The organism is Halomonas sp. DN3 (assembly GCF_024137905.1).
Classification (GTDB): Bacteria; Pseudomonadota; Gammaproteobacteria; order Pseudomonadales; family Halomonadaceae; genus Halomonas; species Halomonas litopenaei.
The window spans coordinates 3,884,031-3,897,002 of record NZ_CP099965.1 but is presented as its reverse complement, the minus strand read 5'-3'; the positions used below and the strand labels follow the sequence as shown (position 1 = coordinate 3,897,002).

The following is a 12,972-nucleotide window of genomic DNA, read 5'->3' as shown; positions in this document are numbered from 1 at the left end:
ATGCGTCTGACGTCGATCCGGCTGGCCGGGTTCAAGTCCTTCGTCGATCCGGTCACGGTGCCCTTTGACGGCAACATGACCGCCATCGTCGGTCCCAACGGCTGCGGCAAGTCGAACATCATCGACGCCGTACGCTGGGTCATGGGCGAATCCTCGGCCAAGACCCTGCGTGGCGAGTCGATGACCGACGTCATCTTCAACGGCTCCACCGGGCGCAAGCCGGTGGGCATGGCCTCCATCGAGCTGACCTTCGACAACCGTGACGGCACCATGGGCGGGGTCTACGCCCAGTACGCCGAGATCTCGGTCAAGCGTCAGGTCACCCGGGACGCCCAGTCCAGCTACTTCTTCAACGGCCAGAAGTGTCGCCGACGCGACATCGCCGACCTGTTCCTGGGCACCGGCCTGGGGCCGCGCTCCTACGCTATCATCGGCCAGGGCATGATCTCGCGGCTGATCGAGGCGCGTCCCGAAGAGCTGCGCGCCACCCTGGAAGAGGCCGCCGGTATCTCCAAGTACAAGGAGCGCCGTCGCGAGACCGAAAATCGCATGCGTCGCACCCAGGAGAACCTGGACCGGCTCGACGATATCCGTGAGGAGCTGGACAAGCAGCTCGAGCGGCTCAAGCGTCAGGCCGAGGCGGCCAGACGCTACCAGTCGTTGAAAGAAGAAGAGCACCGGGTCAAGGGCGAACTCGCACTGCTGCGCGGACGCGCCTTGCGTGCCGCCCAGACCGAGCAGGACACCCGGGTGCGCGAGCTAGAGACCGCGGTGGAGCGCGAGGTGCTCGGCATGCGCCAGTGCGAGACCCGGCTGGAAGAGGCCCGCGCCGAGCACGATGGCCTGGCCTCTGAGCTCGACCAGCGCCAGGCACGCTTTTACGAGACCACCACTGCCATCGCCCGCCTCGAGCAGGAGCTCGAACACACCCGCTCCCGCGATCAGCAGCTGGCGCGGGATCTCGAGAGTGCCCGCCGCGAGCTCGAGGAGCTCGATCGTCTCGGCGAGGACGACAGTCAGCGCCTGCTGGCCCTCGAGGATCGCCTGGAGACCCTGGGCCCCGAGCAGGAAGAACTGGCAGAGCAACTGGCCGAGCTGGAAGCGGCGCTGGAGGAGGCCGAGCCCGCGGTGGAGGAGGCCGACGCCGAATGGGAGGCCTTCAACGAACGCTGGCGCAGCGACAGCCACGAGGCTGAACGCACCCAGGACCGACTGCGTGAGCTGGAAGCTCGGCTCGAGCGCATCGCCGCCGACCGTGCCAAGCGCCGTCAGCAGCTCGATGAATTGCCGGACCTGGCCGGCCTCAGCGCTCAGCGCGAAGAAGTGAAGAGTCAGCTGGCCGAGCACGAGGCCCGCGCCGAGGAGCTCGAGGAGCGTCGTGAACGGCTGATCGAGCAGCGCGACGCCAACCGTCGCGAGGTTGTCGAACATGACCGCGCGCGCGAGCAGGCGCTTGCCCGTCACAGCGCCCTGGGTGGCGAGATCGCCTCGCTGGAGGCGCTGATCGAGGCGGCCCTGGCCGACCACGACGAAAGCCTGGACCGGCACCTGGCCGAGCATGGCCTTGCCGAGGCGCCACGCCTGGGCGAATGCCTGAATGTCGAGCCCGGCTGGGAGGAGACGGTGTCCTGGGTGCTGGGTCCCTGGCTCAGGGCCCGCATGGCGTCGTCGAGTCACTGTCGTGAGGTGATGGCCTCGCCGCTTGCCGCCGAACTGGCACTGCTCGATTCAGAGGCCAGCGTCGACGCTGCCGGCGACAGCCTGGCGGCGAGGGTCAAGGGCGCCGGTGCGGCCGCGCAGTGGCTCGCCGGCATTCGCTGTGCGGCCTCCCGTGACGAGGCCTGGCAGGCACAGGATCGGCTCGAGGCGGGGGCCAGCCTGGTGACCGCCGACGGCCTGTGGCTAGGCCCTGGTTGGGCGCGCCAGCGGGGCGAGGGAGATGGGCCGGATGCGTTGCTGGTGAGCCGTGCCCGGCTGGACGAGGCAAGTGCTGCCCTGGCAGAGCAGGAACAGCGGCTGGCGTCAGTCGAGCAGGCCCGCGAAGGTGCCCAGGCGCTGGTCGATCAGGCCGAGCAGGGGCTCGAGCAACTGCGGCTGTCGGAGCGTGAGCTGGATCAGGCGCGTCAGCAACTGGCGGTTCAGGACAATGGTCTGGCCAGCCGGCTTGAGCATCTGTCCAGTCGCGGCGCCGAGATCCACGAGGAGCTCGAGGGCCTGGCCGAAGCCGACGAGGAAGCGCGGCTGGCCATCGAGGAAATGCGCGAGCAGTGGCAGAGCGCCATGGCTCGGCTGGAAGAGGGCGCTGAGGTACGCGAGCGTCTCGAGCGCGAGCGCACCCAGGCGCGCGAACGGCTGGCCTCGCTGCGTACCCGCCAGCGTCCGCTGAGCGAGCGCTCCCAGCAGCTCACCCTGGAGCACCAGCGGTTGACCACCGAGCGTGCTGGCCTGGCCGAGCAGCAGGGGCGCGCGGGGGATACCCGCTCACGCCTGGAGGAGCGGGTGGCCGAACTCGAGGAAGCGCGTGAGGGACTGCATGAGCCGGATGAGGAACGTCGCGAGCGCCTCGATGAGCTGTTGCACCGGCGCGAGCAGGAGGAGCGCCAGCTCAATGAGTCGCGGGCACGGGCGGCGGCGCTGGTCGAGCGCCTGCGCGACGACGAGCAGGCGCGGCAGAGCCACGAGCGAAATCTCGATGGCGTGCGCGAGCGTCTGCAGGAGGCGCGTATGCAGGTTCAGGCATTGGCGCTGAAGGCCGAGACCCAGGATGAGCAGCTCAGGGAACTTGGCCACGATGCCGAGGCTCTGACACAAGGGCTGGACCCCAATGCCACCGAGTCCGCCTGGCAGACCCGGCTGGAGGAGCTGGGCGAGAAGATTCGCCGGCTGGGGGCGATCAACCTGGCCGCCATCGAGGAGTACGAGCAGCAGGCCGAGCGGCGTGACTATCTCGAAGCGCAGCAGGCCGAGCTGAACGAGGCCCTCGAAACCCTGGACAAGGCGATCCGACGTATTGATCAGGAGACGCGGATGCGATTCCGCGATACCTTTGAGCGGGTCAATGCCGGCCTGCAGTCGCTTTTCCCGCGAGTCTTCGGTGGTGGAACCGCATGGTTGACTCTGACAGGCGATGATTTGCTGGAAACCGGGGTGGCCATCATGGCGCGACCTCCGGGCAAGAAGAACAGCACCATTCATTTGCTGTCCGGGGGAGAAAAAGCACTGACGGCGTTGTCCATGGTATTCGCCATCTTTCAGTTGAACCCGGCGCCGTTCTGTATGCTCGACGAGGTGGATGCGCCCCTGGACGATGCCAATGTCGGGCGCTATGCCAAGCTGGTGAAGGAAATGTCCGAGAGCGTTCAGTTCATCTATATCACCCATAACAAGATCGCCATGGAGGCCGGTGAACGACTGATGGGTGTGACGATGCAGGAACCTGGCGTCTCGCGACTGGTCTCGGTGGGCGTGGACGAGGCGGCCGCGCTGGCAGAAGCATGATGCACTTGAAAGGTGGTTATAATAGGGTTACCAAGTAAGACCATGATACTGCATGGCAAGGTAAGCAAAGGGAGTTGGAAGGGCGAATGCGAAGGGCACTGTCGAGAAGACCGGAGAAAATCCGGCGCTTGACAAATAAAAAAAGTGGCCCTTTTTTTCGCAATCACGCTATGCTGTTGACGGACAACCATCAGGCATGGCGCCTTAGCAAAGGCATGACGACCCATGGAACTAAGAGAGTGGCTGATCATTCTGGGGCTGGCACTGGTGACCCTCATCGTTATCGATGGGGCGCGTCGCCTCCAGCGCCAACGTCGCACTCCCCGCCTTGATGAGGTGCAGGGAGACGTCCTCGATAGTGGCTACGGTAGCTACGAAAGCGGCTATGGCAGTGGTCATGGCAGTCGCCATGATCAGGAACCCGCCATGGCGGCGAGCCCCGGACCCAGCGCGCCAGAGCGTCGGGAGGTGGCCTCGGTAGAGGACGACCCCGAGGAGCGTGCGCGCCAGGAAGAAATCAACTGGGAGCTGCCCAATGGAGGGGCCAGGGTCGTCAGGCCTGCGGACTTCTCCAATGTTCAGCCCAAGCCCAAGCTGCAGCGCCAGGAGCACCCCGGGCCATCCCGGGTGTTGTCCGAATTCCGCTCCAGTCAGGCCAGTCGCGCTCAGGAGGCTGGTGACAGCCACCGCGCCGATGGATCGTCGACCAATGACCGGCCGGCGGACACCGTTGCCCCGCGAGCCAGTCAGCCGGCGCCTGCAGCCCGGGCCGAGCAGCCCACCCAGGCAGAGGGTGAAGAAAAGGTTGCAGAAAAGGGTGCAGAACAAGCGCCCGCCGAGGCAGAACCGACTCCGGCACAGGCTGAGCCGTCGGTGCGGGTCGATAAAGCGCCCGCGCAGGCCCCGAACGCTGAAAACGCTGAAGAAGTGGCCGAGCAGTCCTCCCTGACCGACGAGCCCATGGCGGCCGACAGCCACGAGGAGCCAAGGGCCACCAGCGAGACGACGATGGACGCTCCGGTGGACGCTGACGCCTCCACCGGCAAGGCTGCCCAGGACGAGCACGCGGTGCGTGACGATGTCGCCGACGCGGGTGATGGGCGCCGCGAGCCCAGCTTGAGCGCGCGTCGTGACGATGACGTCGCCAGCGAGCCCGGCGACGCTGCCATGCCGTCTCTGGCGGCGGACCCACAGGACCACGAGGAATTCGACGAGGATCAGTATCGTCTGGTGGACTTCGAGGGGATGGGAGATTCGTTGAAGGATCGCTCTCGTCGCATGGGGTCCTCCGTGCATCGTTTTGGCGCTTCGCTGCAGAAGTCGCTGGGAGAACGCCGGGAACAGAAGCGTATCGAACGCGAGAAGCGTGAGAAGGAAAGAGCCGAGAAGGCACGACTCAAGGCCGAGCAGAAGGCCGAACAAGCCAAGCTCAAGGCCGAGGAAGAAGCTCGCCGGCAGGCCGAACAGGCACAGCATCAGGCCGAACAGCAGCGTCAGCGGCAGCAGGAAGAAGGGCTGCGTCAGGAGCAGGCCGCTCAGGAGGCCGAGCGCCGCCGTCAGGAAGCCTTGCTTGCCAGGCAGGCCGCTGCCGATCAGCGTGGCGCCTCGTCGATGGAAGACGAAGCCTCGTTCGACGATGCCACGTACGACGAAGCCGCGTATGACGAAGCCGCATTTAACGAAGCAGCGGACGCCAATGTCGAAGACTCCAGGGTGCGCACCCATCCGGTGCTCGAGAAGGCCCTGCGCCACGACGTCAACGCCGAGCATGCCCGTGACAGCCTGAGCAATGCCGAGGAAATCATCGTCATCAGCGTGATGTCCCGTGACGAGGACGGCTTCCCTGGCACGACCCTGCTGGAGCTGATGATGGCCTGTGGTTTGCGCTACAGCCGAGACATGGGCATCTTCCATCGCTTCGAGACCGAGGATGAGGGCAGCGCCCTGCAGTTCTCCATGGTCAACGTGCTCAAGCCCGGGACCTTCCCGATCGAAGCCATGGACGACTTCACCACACCTGGCATCACCCTGCTGATGCCGCTGCCCAGCGCCAAGGACAGCTCGGCGGCCTTCGAGGCCATGGTCGAGACCGCGATGGTGATCGTGCGCCATATGGGGGGTGAGCTGAAGGACGAGAATCACAGCGTGATGACCGCCCAGACCGTGGAGTTTGCCCGCCAGCGGGTGCAGGAGTTCGAGCGCCGCCACCGCCTGCATCGTTATCAGGTGAACTGACCGCGCAGGCGCTGCCTGCTACGCGACGGCCCCGTGGAGACACGGGGCCGTCTGCGTTTTCCTTCTGTGTCTTGATGGGGCGGACCGGGCTTGCCTGTCGGAGGCGGTGATGTCTGGCGGTTTTCTCCCGGCGGGCATGGGGTAGAATGGCCGATCATCAGCACTTCGCACTTCGCCAGGACAAGGGTTTACATGACCACCGATGCTTCGACCCGTGACGAGGTCGCGCGGCTTCGCACCGAACTCGATGACGCCAACTACCGCTATCACGTGCTCGACGACCCGCGCCTGCCCGACGCCGAGTACGACCGGCTGCTGCGTCGGCTGACGGAGCTCGAACAGGCCCATCCCGAGCTTGCGAGCCCCGACTCGCCGACCCAGCGGGTCGGTGCCAAGCCCGCCGACGGCTTCCCCGAGGTGACCCACGCGCTGCCCATGCTGTCGCTGGACAACGCCTTCGATGACGATGAGATACGAGCCTTCGTCAAGCGGGTGGCCGAGCGTATGGAACTGGACGCCGAGGCGCTGTTCTTCAGTTGTGAGCCCAAGTTCGACGGCGCCGCGGTCTCGCTGGTCTACGAAGACGGTGTGCTGGTCAGCGGTGCCACACGTGGCGACGGCCGTACCGGCGAGGGCATCCTGTCCAATCTGAAGACGCTGAAGTCCATTCCGCTGCGCCTACGGGGCGAGACGCCGCCGACGCTGATGGAGGTGCGCGGCGAGGTCATCATGCGTCACCAGGAGTTCGAGGCGATGAACGAGCGTGCCCGTGAGCAGGGCAGCAAGGTCTTCGCCAATCCTCGTAATGCCGCCGCCGGCAGCCTGCGCCAGCTCGACCCCAGGGTGACCGCCACGCGGCCACTCGAATTCCGTGGCTACCAGGTAGCGCGCCTTGAGCCCGATGGAGGCGCGAGCACCCATAGCGAACTGATGCAGCGGGTGGCCGAGGTCGGCCTGCCGGTCAGTCGCGAGCTCGAAGTGGTCAAGGGGGCGGACGGTGTGATCGACTACTGCCGCCGCCTGGGGGAGCGTCGTGAGCGCCTGGACGTCGATATCGACGGGGTGGTGATCAAGGTCGACGAGCTACGCCTGCAGCGCGAGCTGGGCTTCGTTTCGCGGGCGCCGCGCTGGGCCATCGCCTTCAAGTTCCCGGCCCAGGAGCAGACCACGACCCTCACCGACGTGGAATTTCAGGTGGGGCGCACCGGGGCGATCACCCCGGTGGCACGGCTCGATCCGGTCAGCGTGGCCGGGGTGACGGTGTCCAACGCCACCCTGCACAACGCCGACGAGATCGCGAGGCTTGGCGTGCGCATCGGCGACCGGGTCGCCATTCGCCGCGCCGGCGACGTGATCCCCCAGGTGGTCAGGGTGGTCGAGGCGGCAGGCGAAGGCCAGGATATCGTCTTCCCCGAGCGCTGCCCGGTGTGCGAGTCCGAGATAGAGCGGATCGAGGGCGAGGTGGTGGCACGCTGCTCCGGCGGGCTGGTATGCGCCGCCCAGCGCAAGGAGGCGCTCAAGCACTTCGCCTCGCGCCGGGCGATGGACATCGATGGCCTCGGCGTCAAGCTGATCGATGCCCTGGTCGAGCGGGACCGGGTCAAGACCCCGGCGGACCTGTTCAGCCTGTCCGCCGAGCGACTGGCAGAATTGCCGCGCATGGCCGAGAAGTCGGCGAGCAATCTGGTCGAGGCGCTGGAAAGGGCCAAGGCCACCACCCTGGCACGCTTTATCTACGCCCTGGGTATCCGCGAGGTCGGCGAGGCCACCGCGGCCAACCTGGCGAGCCACTTCGGCAACCTCGATGCCCTCAAGCAGGCCGACCGTGAGACGCTGGAGGCGGTGGACGACGTGGGTCCGGTGGTGGCCGCCCATATCGCCACCTTTTTCCAGCAGGCGCACAATCTCGAAACGCTGGAGGCGTTGATCGCCGCGGGGGTGCACTGGGACGAGGTCGACGTCGGCGAGCGCCCCACGCCATTGGAAGGCCAGACCTGGGTGCTCACCGGTACTCTGGAGACCATGACAAGGGACGAGGGCAAGGCGCGCCTGCAGGCGCTGGGCGCCAAGGTGGCCGGCAGCGTGTCGAAGAAGACCCATTGCCTGGTGGCCGGCCCCGGTGCCGGCAGCAAACTGGCCAAGGCCGAGCAGGCGGGGGTCGAGGTGATTGACGAGGCGACCTTCCTCGCGCGCCTGAACGAGTGGGAATCCGAGAGTTCGGAGGAGCAAGCATGAGCCGTTTCGTCGAAGTACCCTATCGCATGTTGCCCGGGGAGACACTGGACGCCCTGCTCGAGAGTTTCGTCACCCGTCAGGGCTACGACACCACCGACACCGGAGAGGGCATGAACGGCTGGGTCAAGGAGCTCAAGGGCCAGCTCGAGCGCTCGGAGCTGATCATCGCCCACGATCTGGAGACCGAGAGCACCGAGGTGCTGACCCTGGCCCAGTGGCGATCCTTTGGCAGAGACATCGCAGATGACGAGGAAGAAGGAGACATCTGATCTGCCGATGCCCCCGGCCGCCTGACGCTTGCTGCGGCGGGTGAAAAAGACGACGGCCCGCCTTCAAGGCGGGCCGTCGGCGTCTGGGCGTTGCTGCTCGCGTCCAGCCCTGGAGCAAGCCCTGGCGCTCATCCTGGAGTCAGCCCTGGCGTTTGCCCTGGACGATATCGCGGATCAGCCGCCGCCCCGGGTGCAGGTGGTCGGCCAGGGGGGCTTCCAGCGGCAGCGGTTCATCGCAGATCCGCGAGGCCAGCAGTTCGGCGCACAGCGGCGCGCTGGCCAGCCCCCGTGAGCCGTGGGCGGCGCTGATCCATAGGCCGGGATGGTGGCTGCCCGCGACGTCCGGCACCCGGGTGGCGTCCTTGGCCAGCACCGCGTAGTCGCGAAGCCATGCCGGTTGATCGGGTAGGGGGCCTGCGTAGGGCGTCTTGTCGGGGCTTGCACAGCGCACACCGCCACGGCCATCGAGGTCTTCGAGCGCCAGCGGGTGGCCGGCTTGGCGCAGCTGGTCGAGGTAGCCCGGCAGGGTTCTGTCGAGTTCCTCCAGGTTGGCCTGGTGGTCTTCGTCGAGGGTGTCGTCGTCGCTACGCCCCGGGGCAAAGGTCGCGCCGAAGGTCAGCACGCCATCCAGCGGCGGTGCCACGTAGCCACCGGCGCAGACCACTCGCTTCGGCGCCGGGGCCTCGAGCGCCAGGGGCGCGCGGCTGACCTGGCCGCGTACCGCCTGCAGCGGCAGGCCAGTGACCTGGCTGAAGTCAGCCGAGCGATAGGCGGCGGCGACGATGACCTGATCCACCTCGATGGCGACGCTGGAGTGATCGCCCTTCAGGGCGTGGCTGCCGACAAGACGCCAGCCGCCGTCCTCCAGAGGCTCGATGCTGTCGATGCTGGCCTGGACGAAGGTCACCCCTGGCGTGCGGGCGAGCTGCTCGCACAGCTCGCGCGGCCTGGCCCAGCCTGCCAGCGGATAGTAAAGGCCGCCGTGGGGCAGCGAGAGCCCGGCGAGGCTGGAGGCCTCGTCGGCGTCGATGCCACGCACCACAGTGTGGGGAAGGCCGTGGTGATCGAGAAAGCGTCGCTGACGACGGGCCTCGCGCTCGTTGGCACCGAGTTGCAGCACGCCACAGGGCGACCACAGGCGCTGCTCGGGGTCGAGCCGGGCGAGCCAGCGCTGGCTGTAGAGCAGCCCGCCCAGATAGACCCGGCTCTGGTGGTTGGTGTCGGCGGCGAGCTTCACGTATAGCGCGCCCTGGACATTGCCGGAGCCCCCGCTGCCGGGTCGCGAAGCGTCGATCAGGGTGACCTCGACACCACGTCGGGCCAGCGCCTCGGCGGCGCTGCAGCCGGCGATGCCCGCGCCGACGATGGCCACGCGCCGACAGGGCCGCGCCTCAGGGGGACGAAACCAGGGGGTGTGACGTCTGCCGGTGTCGTCGGGAGGCGTGTCGATCTCGCCGGCGAGCATCTCGCGCTTGCGTCCGTGGCCCGGTACCTTGCGCCAGGTGAAGCCGGCGGCCTTGAGCCCGCGCTTGACGATGCCTGCGCAGGTGAAGGTGGCGAAGGTGGCGCCAGGACGGGAGTGCGCCGCCATCGCGGCGAACAGTGCAGGCTGCCACATTTCGGGATTCTTCGAGGGGGCGAAGCCGTCGAGGAACCAGGCGTCCACCAGGCCGTCGAGCAGCGCAAGGCGTTCGCTGCTGTCACCCAGGTGCAGATCGAGAATGACCCGGGGCGACAGCACCAGTCGATGCACCCCGGTGACCGCCGCCGGCCATTGACGAATCAACGCCGCCGCCTTGTCGGCCAGGTCCGGCTGGCCTGCCAGGGCCCGAGTCAGATCCTCGGCGCTCATGGGATAGCGCTCGGTGGAGACGATGTGCAGCCGCGCCCCGGGGGGCGCCAGCGCCTCGAAGCTGTGCCAGGCGCACAGCACGTTGAGCCCGGTGCCGAAGCCCGTTTCACCGATCACGAAGGGGCGCTGCTCGTGCCAGGCGGCAAAGCGCTGGGGCAGCCGGTTGGCGGCGATAAACACGTGCTCGGTCTCGGCGCGACCGTCGTGGCGCGAGAAGTACACATCGTCGAAGGCACGGGAGTGAGGGCTGATTCCGCTGTCGTCCTCGCGCCAGTCCAGTTCGGCGGTAGTGGCGGCGGTCAGGGCGGGGAGGCCATCTGGAGATGATGTCACGTCGAAGATTTCCGGCTGGCGGGGCTGGTCAAGAATTGATCACTCTGTTGTCGAGGGCGTGGCAACAGGGTTACAGCAATGCGTCCGCGGCGTTTCAACAGACTTTTCCACAGACTCTGTGAACAAGCAGGCTGTAAACAAACCCGGTGCAAACAGGCTGTCCGTGAACGGTAGCCAGGATATCGCCTGTCCACGTACAGGTGCCAGAAGCAGGGTGCCCGCGATCCCGCCAGGTGCGCGGGGCAGGCACTCGGCTCGCCTCAGGGCAGGACCTTCTTGAACGGCTTGACGGTGACCGACGCGTAGACGCCGGCGATCATGTAGGGGTCGGCATCGGCCCAGGCCTGGGCGCTGGCCAGGTCGTCGAACTCGGCGACCACCAGGCTTCCGCTGAAGCCGGCGTCTCCGGGATTTTCGCTGTCCACCGCCGGGTGCGGTCCGGCCAGCACCAGGCGTCCCTCATCGCGCAGGGCCTCGAGTCGAGCCAGGTGGTCGGGCCGGGCGGCCAGTCGACGTTCCAGGCTGTTGTCCACATCTTCGCTGATGATCGCGTAGAGCATCGATAGTTCCTCGATAGGGCCCGGTTGACGTTGGCCCGGGCAGACTCGCCGGGCGGTCGGATGCCGCTCTACGGCATCCTGGATGACGATCACCCGGCTCGGGGAGGCGCATGCGCGACGCGACCAGCATTGACCGCGGCAGGCGCCACGCGCACCATGGAGGCCATATTCTGTCAAAGTCGCCGCCCGGCGTCATGTCGAGGAGCCAGTTTCCTGTCCCATGCCAGCCCTTCCTGAGTCCTTCGAGGGCACGGCCCTCGCCATCGATCTGCATATGCACTCGACCGCTTCCGACGGCGCTCTTGCGCCGTCGGAACTGGTGACGCTGTGCCACGCCAAGGGGCTTTCGCATATCGCCCTGACCGACCATGACAGCCTCGAGGGAGTCGCCGAGGCCGACCTTCGCGCCCGCGAGCTTGGGCTGTCGGTGCTGCCCGCCAGCGAACTGTCCTGTCAGTGGCGGGGACTCAATATCCATGTGGTCGGGCTGTTGCCGTCGGGGCCGGGGGCCATGCTGGAGGCCGGCCTTGCCGAGCAGGCCATCGCCCGCGAGAAGCGTGCCGAGACCATTGCCCGGCGACTCGAGCGCATCGGCCTGAGCGACGGGCTGGCCAAGGCGCGTGCCTGGGCCGGCAGCGACCGGCCGCTCAATCGCCCCGACTTCGCCCACGTGATGGTGGCAGAAGGGCTGGTGGCGGATCTGTCCGGGGCCTTCAGCAAGTATCTTGGCAACGGCAAGATCGGCGACGTGAAGTCGCATTGGCCCTATCTGTCCGAGGTGGTGGAGTGGATCCTCGACAGCGGCGGCGTGGCGGTGCTGGCTCATCCCCTTCGCTACAAGCTGACCCGGCGCAAGCGCGGCCTGCTGCTCGATGAGTTCTGTCGGGCGGGGGGCCAGGCGGCGGAGCTGGTCAGCGGCTTCCAGAACCCGGATGTCACCCGGGACCTGGCGCGACAGTTGATGGAGCGCGACCTGTACGGATCGCTGGGCAGCGACTTTCACTTTCCGGGAGGACACCTGGCGCCGGGCAGCATGAGTCCGATTCCGCGCACCGCGGTGGCGCCGGTGTGGGCCCATCCGCGCCTTGCCGACTGGTTCGCCAGCGCGGCGAGTACGGACGTGGCGGGCCCTGGCACGATAAATGAGAGCGTGGACGATGGCACCCCGCGCGCCCTAGGCCCTGAAGACCAGAGCCCGGAAGACCAGAGCCCCGAAGACAAGAACGCCGCCCATTCGGTCTAGTCTCAGAGGGAAGGCCCGCGCTGCGCCTCGTGCTTTCTTCGCCAACTTCTTTTGCCCGTTTGTTCGCCAGGGAGGCAACATGACCCAGTACTTTCAGATTCACCCCGACAACCCCCAGAAGCGTCTGATCGACCGCGCGGTCGAGATCATCCACAAGGGCGGAGTGGTGGCCTATCCGACCGACTCGGGCTACGCCCTGGGCTGCCACCTGGGGGACAAGAAGGCCATCGAGAAGATCAAGTGGCTCAGGTCGCTGGACGACAAGCACAACTTCACCCTGGTGTGTTCGGACCTGTCGGAGATCGGCACCTACGCCAAGGTGGACAACGCCGTCTTCCGCCTGCTCAAGGCCCACACCCCGGGCGCCTACACCTTTATCCTGCACGCCACCACCGAGGTGCCCCGGCTGCTGCTGCATCCCAAGCGCCGCTCCATCGGTGTACGGGTGCCGGACCACGAGATCTCGCGTGCCCTGCTTGAACGCCTGGGCGAGCCGCTGATGAGCGTGACCCTGATTCCGGTGGGGGAGGCGTTGCCGATGACCGACCCCGAAGAGATTCGCGATCGCTTCGGTGCGCACCTGGACCTGGTGATCGACGGTGGCGCCTGTCAGCTGGAGCCGACCAGCGTAATCGACCTGCGCGACATGCCGCCGGTGATCGTGCGCGAAGGGCGCGGCGATATCTCGCCCTTCCAGGAGTAGCGCTCGACGCAAACCAGCGACAGCATGCGGCGTATTGTCAGCAA

The 12,972-nt window shown here is 66.9% G+C and carries 8 protein-coding genes; 6 read left to right on the top strand and 2 right to left on the bottom strand.

The features are described 5' to 3' along the window. From smc to NKF27_RS16720, 4 genes are all read left to right on the top strand, one after another. Entirely contained in the window at window positions 1-3,498 is a 3,498-nt protein-coding gene (smc, locus tag NKF27_RS16735) for a chromosome segregation protein SMC (RefSeq protein WP_108132332.1), read from the top strand. Between the two features lie 225 nt (window positions 3,499-3,723). After that, window positions 3,724-5,733: a cell division protein ZipA gene (gene zipA / locus NKF27_RS16730; protein ID WP_253553469.1), complete on the top strand. Its 2,010-nt coding sequence runs from the start codon at window positions 3,724-3,726 to the stop codon at window positions 5,731-5,733. 192 nt (window positions 5,734-5,925) lie between these two features. After that, a complete protein-coding gene (gene ligA / locus NKF27_RS16725; RefSeq protein ID WP_253553466.1) occupies window positions 5,926-7,968 on the top strand; it encodes an NAD-dependent DNA ligase LigA in 2,043 nt (680 codons plus the stop codon). Next, window positions 7,965-8,237, top strand: a complete 273-nt coding sequence (locus NKF27_RS16720) for a YheU family protein (protein ID WP_108449937.1) — start codon at window positions 7,965-7,967, stop codon at window positions 8,235-8,237. The genes ligA and NKF27_RS16720 overlap by 4 nt, the downstream gene beginning before the upstream one ends. A 139-nt stretch (window positions 8,238-8,376) precedes the next feature. Here NKF27_RS16720 and mnmC read toward each other — a convergent pair whose 3' ends face one another. Then, window positions 8,377-10,422 carry a bifunctional tRNA (5-methylaminomethyl-2-thiouridine)(34)-methyltransferase MnmD/FAD-dependent 5-carboxymethylaminomethyl-2-thiouridine(34) oxidoreductase MnmC gene (gene mnmC / locus NKF27_RS16715; RefSeq protein ID WP_253553463.1) on the bottom strand — a complete coding sequence of 682 codons (2,046 nt, stop codon included), beginning with the start codon at window positions 10,420-10,422 and terminating at the stop codon, window positions 8,377-8,379. A 260-nt stretch (window positions 10,423-10,682) separates the two neighbouring features. Beyond that, window positions 10,683-10,982 carry a YciI family protein gene (locus NKF27_RS16710; protein WP_045991104.1) on the bottom strand — a complete coding sequence of 100 codons (300 nt, stop codon included), beginning with the start codon at window positions 10,980-10,982 and terminating at the stop codon, window positions 10,683-10,685. A 220-nt stretch (window positions 10,983-11,202) separates the two neighbouring features. Here NKF27_RS16710 and NKF27_RS16705 point away from each other — a divergent pair, with 220 nt between their 5' ends. After that, window positions 11,203-12,225 carry a PHP domain-containing protein gene (locus NKF27_RS16705; protein WP_253553460.1) on the top strand — a complete coding sequence of 341 codons (1,023 nt, stop codon included), beginning with the start codon at window positions 11,203-11,205 and terminating at the stop codon, window positions 12,223-12,225. A gap of 79 nt (window positions 12,226-12,304) precedes the next feature. Beyond that, window positions 12,305-12,928 carry an L-threonylcarbamoyladenylate synthase gene (locus NKF27_RS16700; protein WP_045991103.1) on the top strand — a complete coding sequence of 208 codons (624 nt, stop codon included), beginning with the start codon at window positions 12,305-12,307 and terminating at the stop codon, window positions 12,926-12,928. Window positions 12,929-12,972: the final 44 nt, after the last annotated feature.

Coding starts and splice junctions, on each gene's coding strand:
- smc (WP_108132332.1), top strand. CDS start 1: ATGCGTCTGACGTCGATCCGGCTGGCCGGGTTCAAGTCCTTCGTCGAT.
- zipA (WP_253553469.1), top strand. CDS start 3,724: ATGGAACTAAGAGAGTGGCTGATCATTCTGGGGCTGGCACTGGTGACC.
- ligA (WP_253553466.1), top strand. CDS start 5,926: ATGACCACCGATGCTTCGACCCGTGACGAGGTCGCGCGGCTTCGCACC.
- NKF27_RS16720 (WP_108449937.1), top strand. CDS start 7,965: ATGAGCCGTTTCGTCGAAGTACCCTATCGCATGTTGCCCGGGGAGACA.
- NKF27_RS16710 (WP_045991104.1), bottom strand. CDS start 10,982: ATGCTCTACGCGATCATCAGCGAAGATGTGGACAACAGCCTGGAACGT.
- NKF27_RS16705 (WP_253553460.1), top strand. CDS start 11,203: ATGCCAGCCCTTCCTGAGTCCTTCGAGGGCACGGCCCTCGCCATCGAT.
- NKF27_RS16700 (WP_045991103.1), top strand. CDS start 12,305: ATGACCCAGTACTTTCAGATTCACCCCGACAACCCCCAGAAGCGTCTG.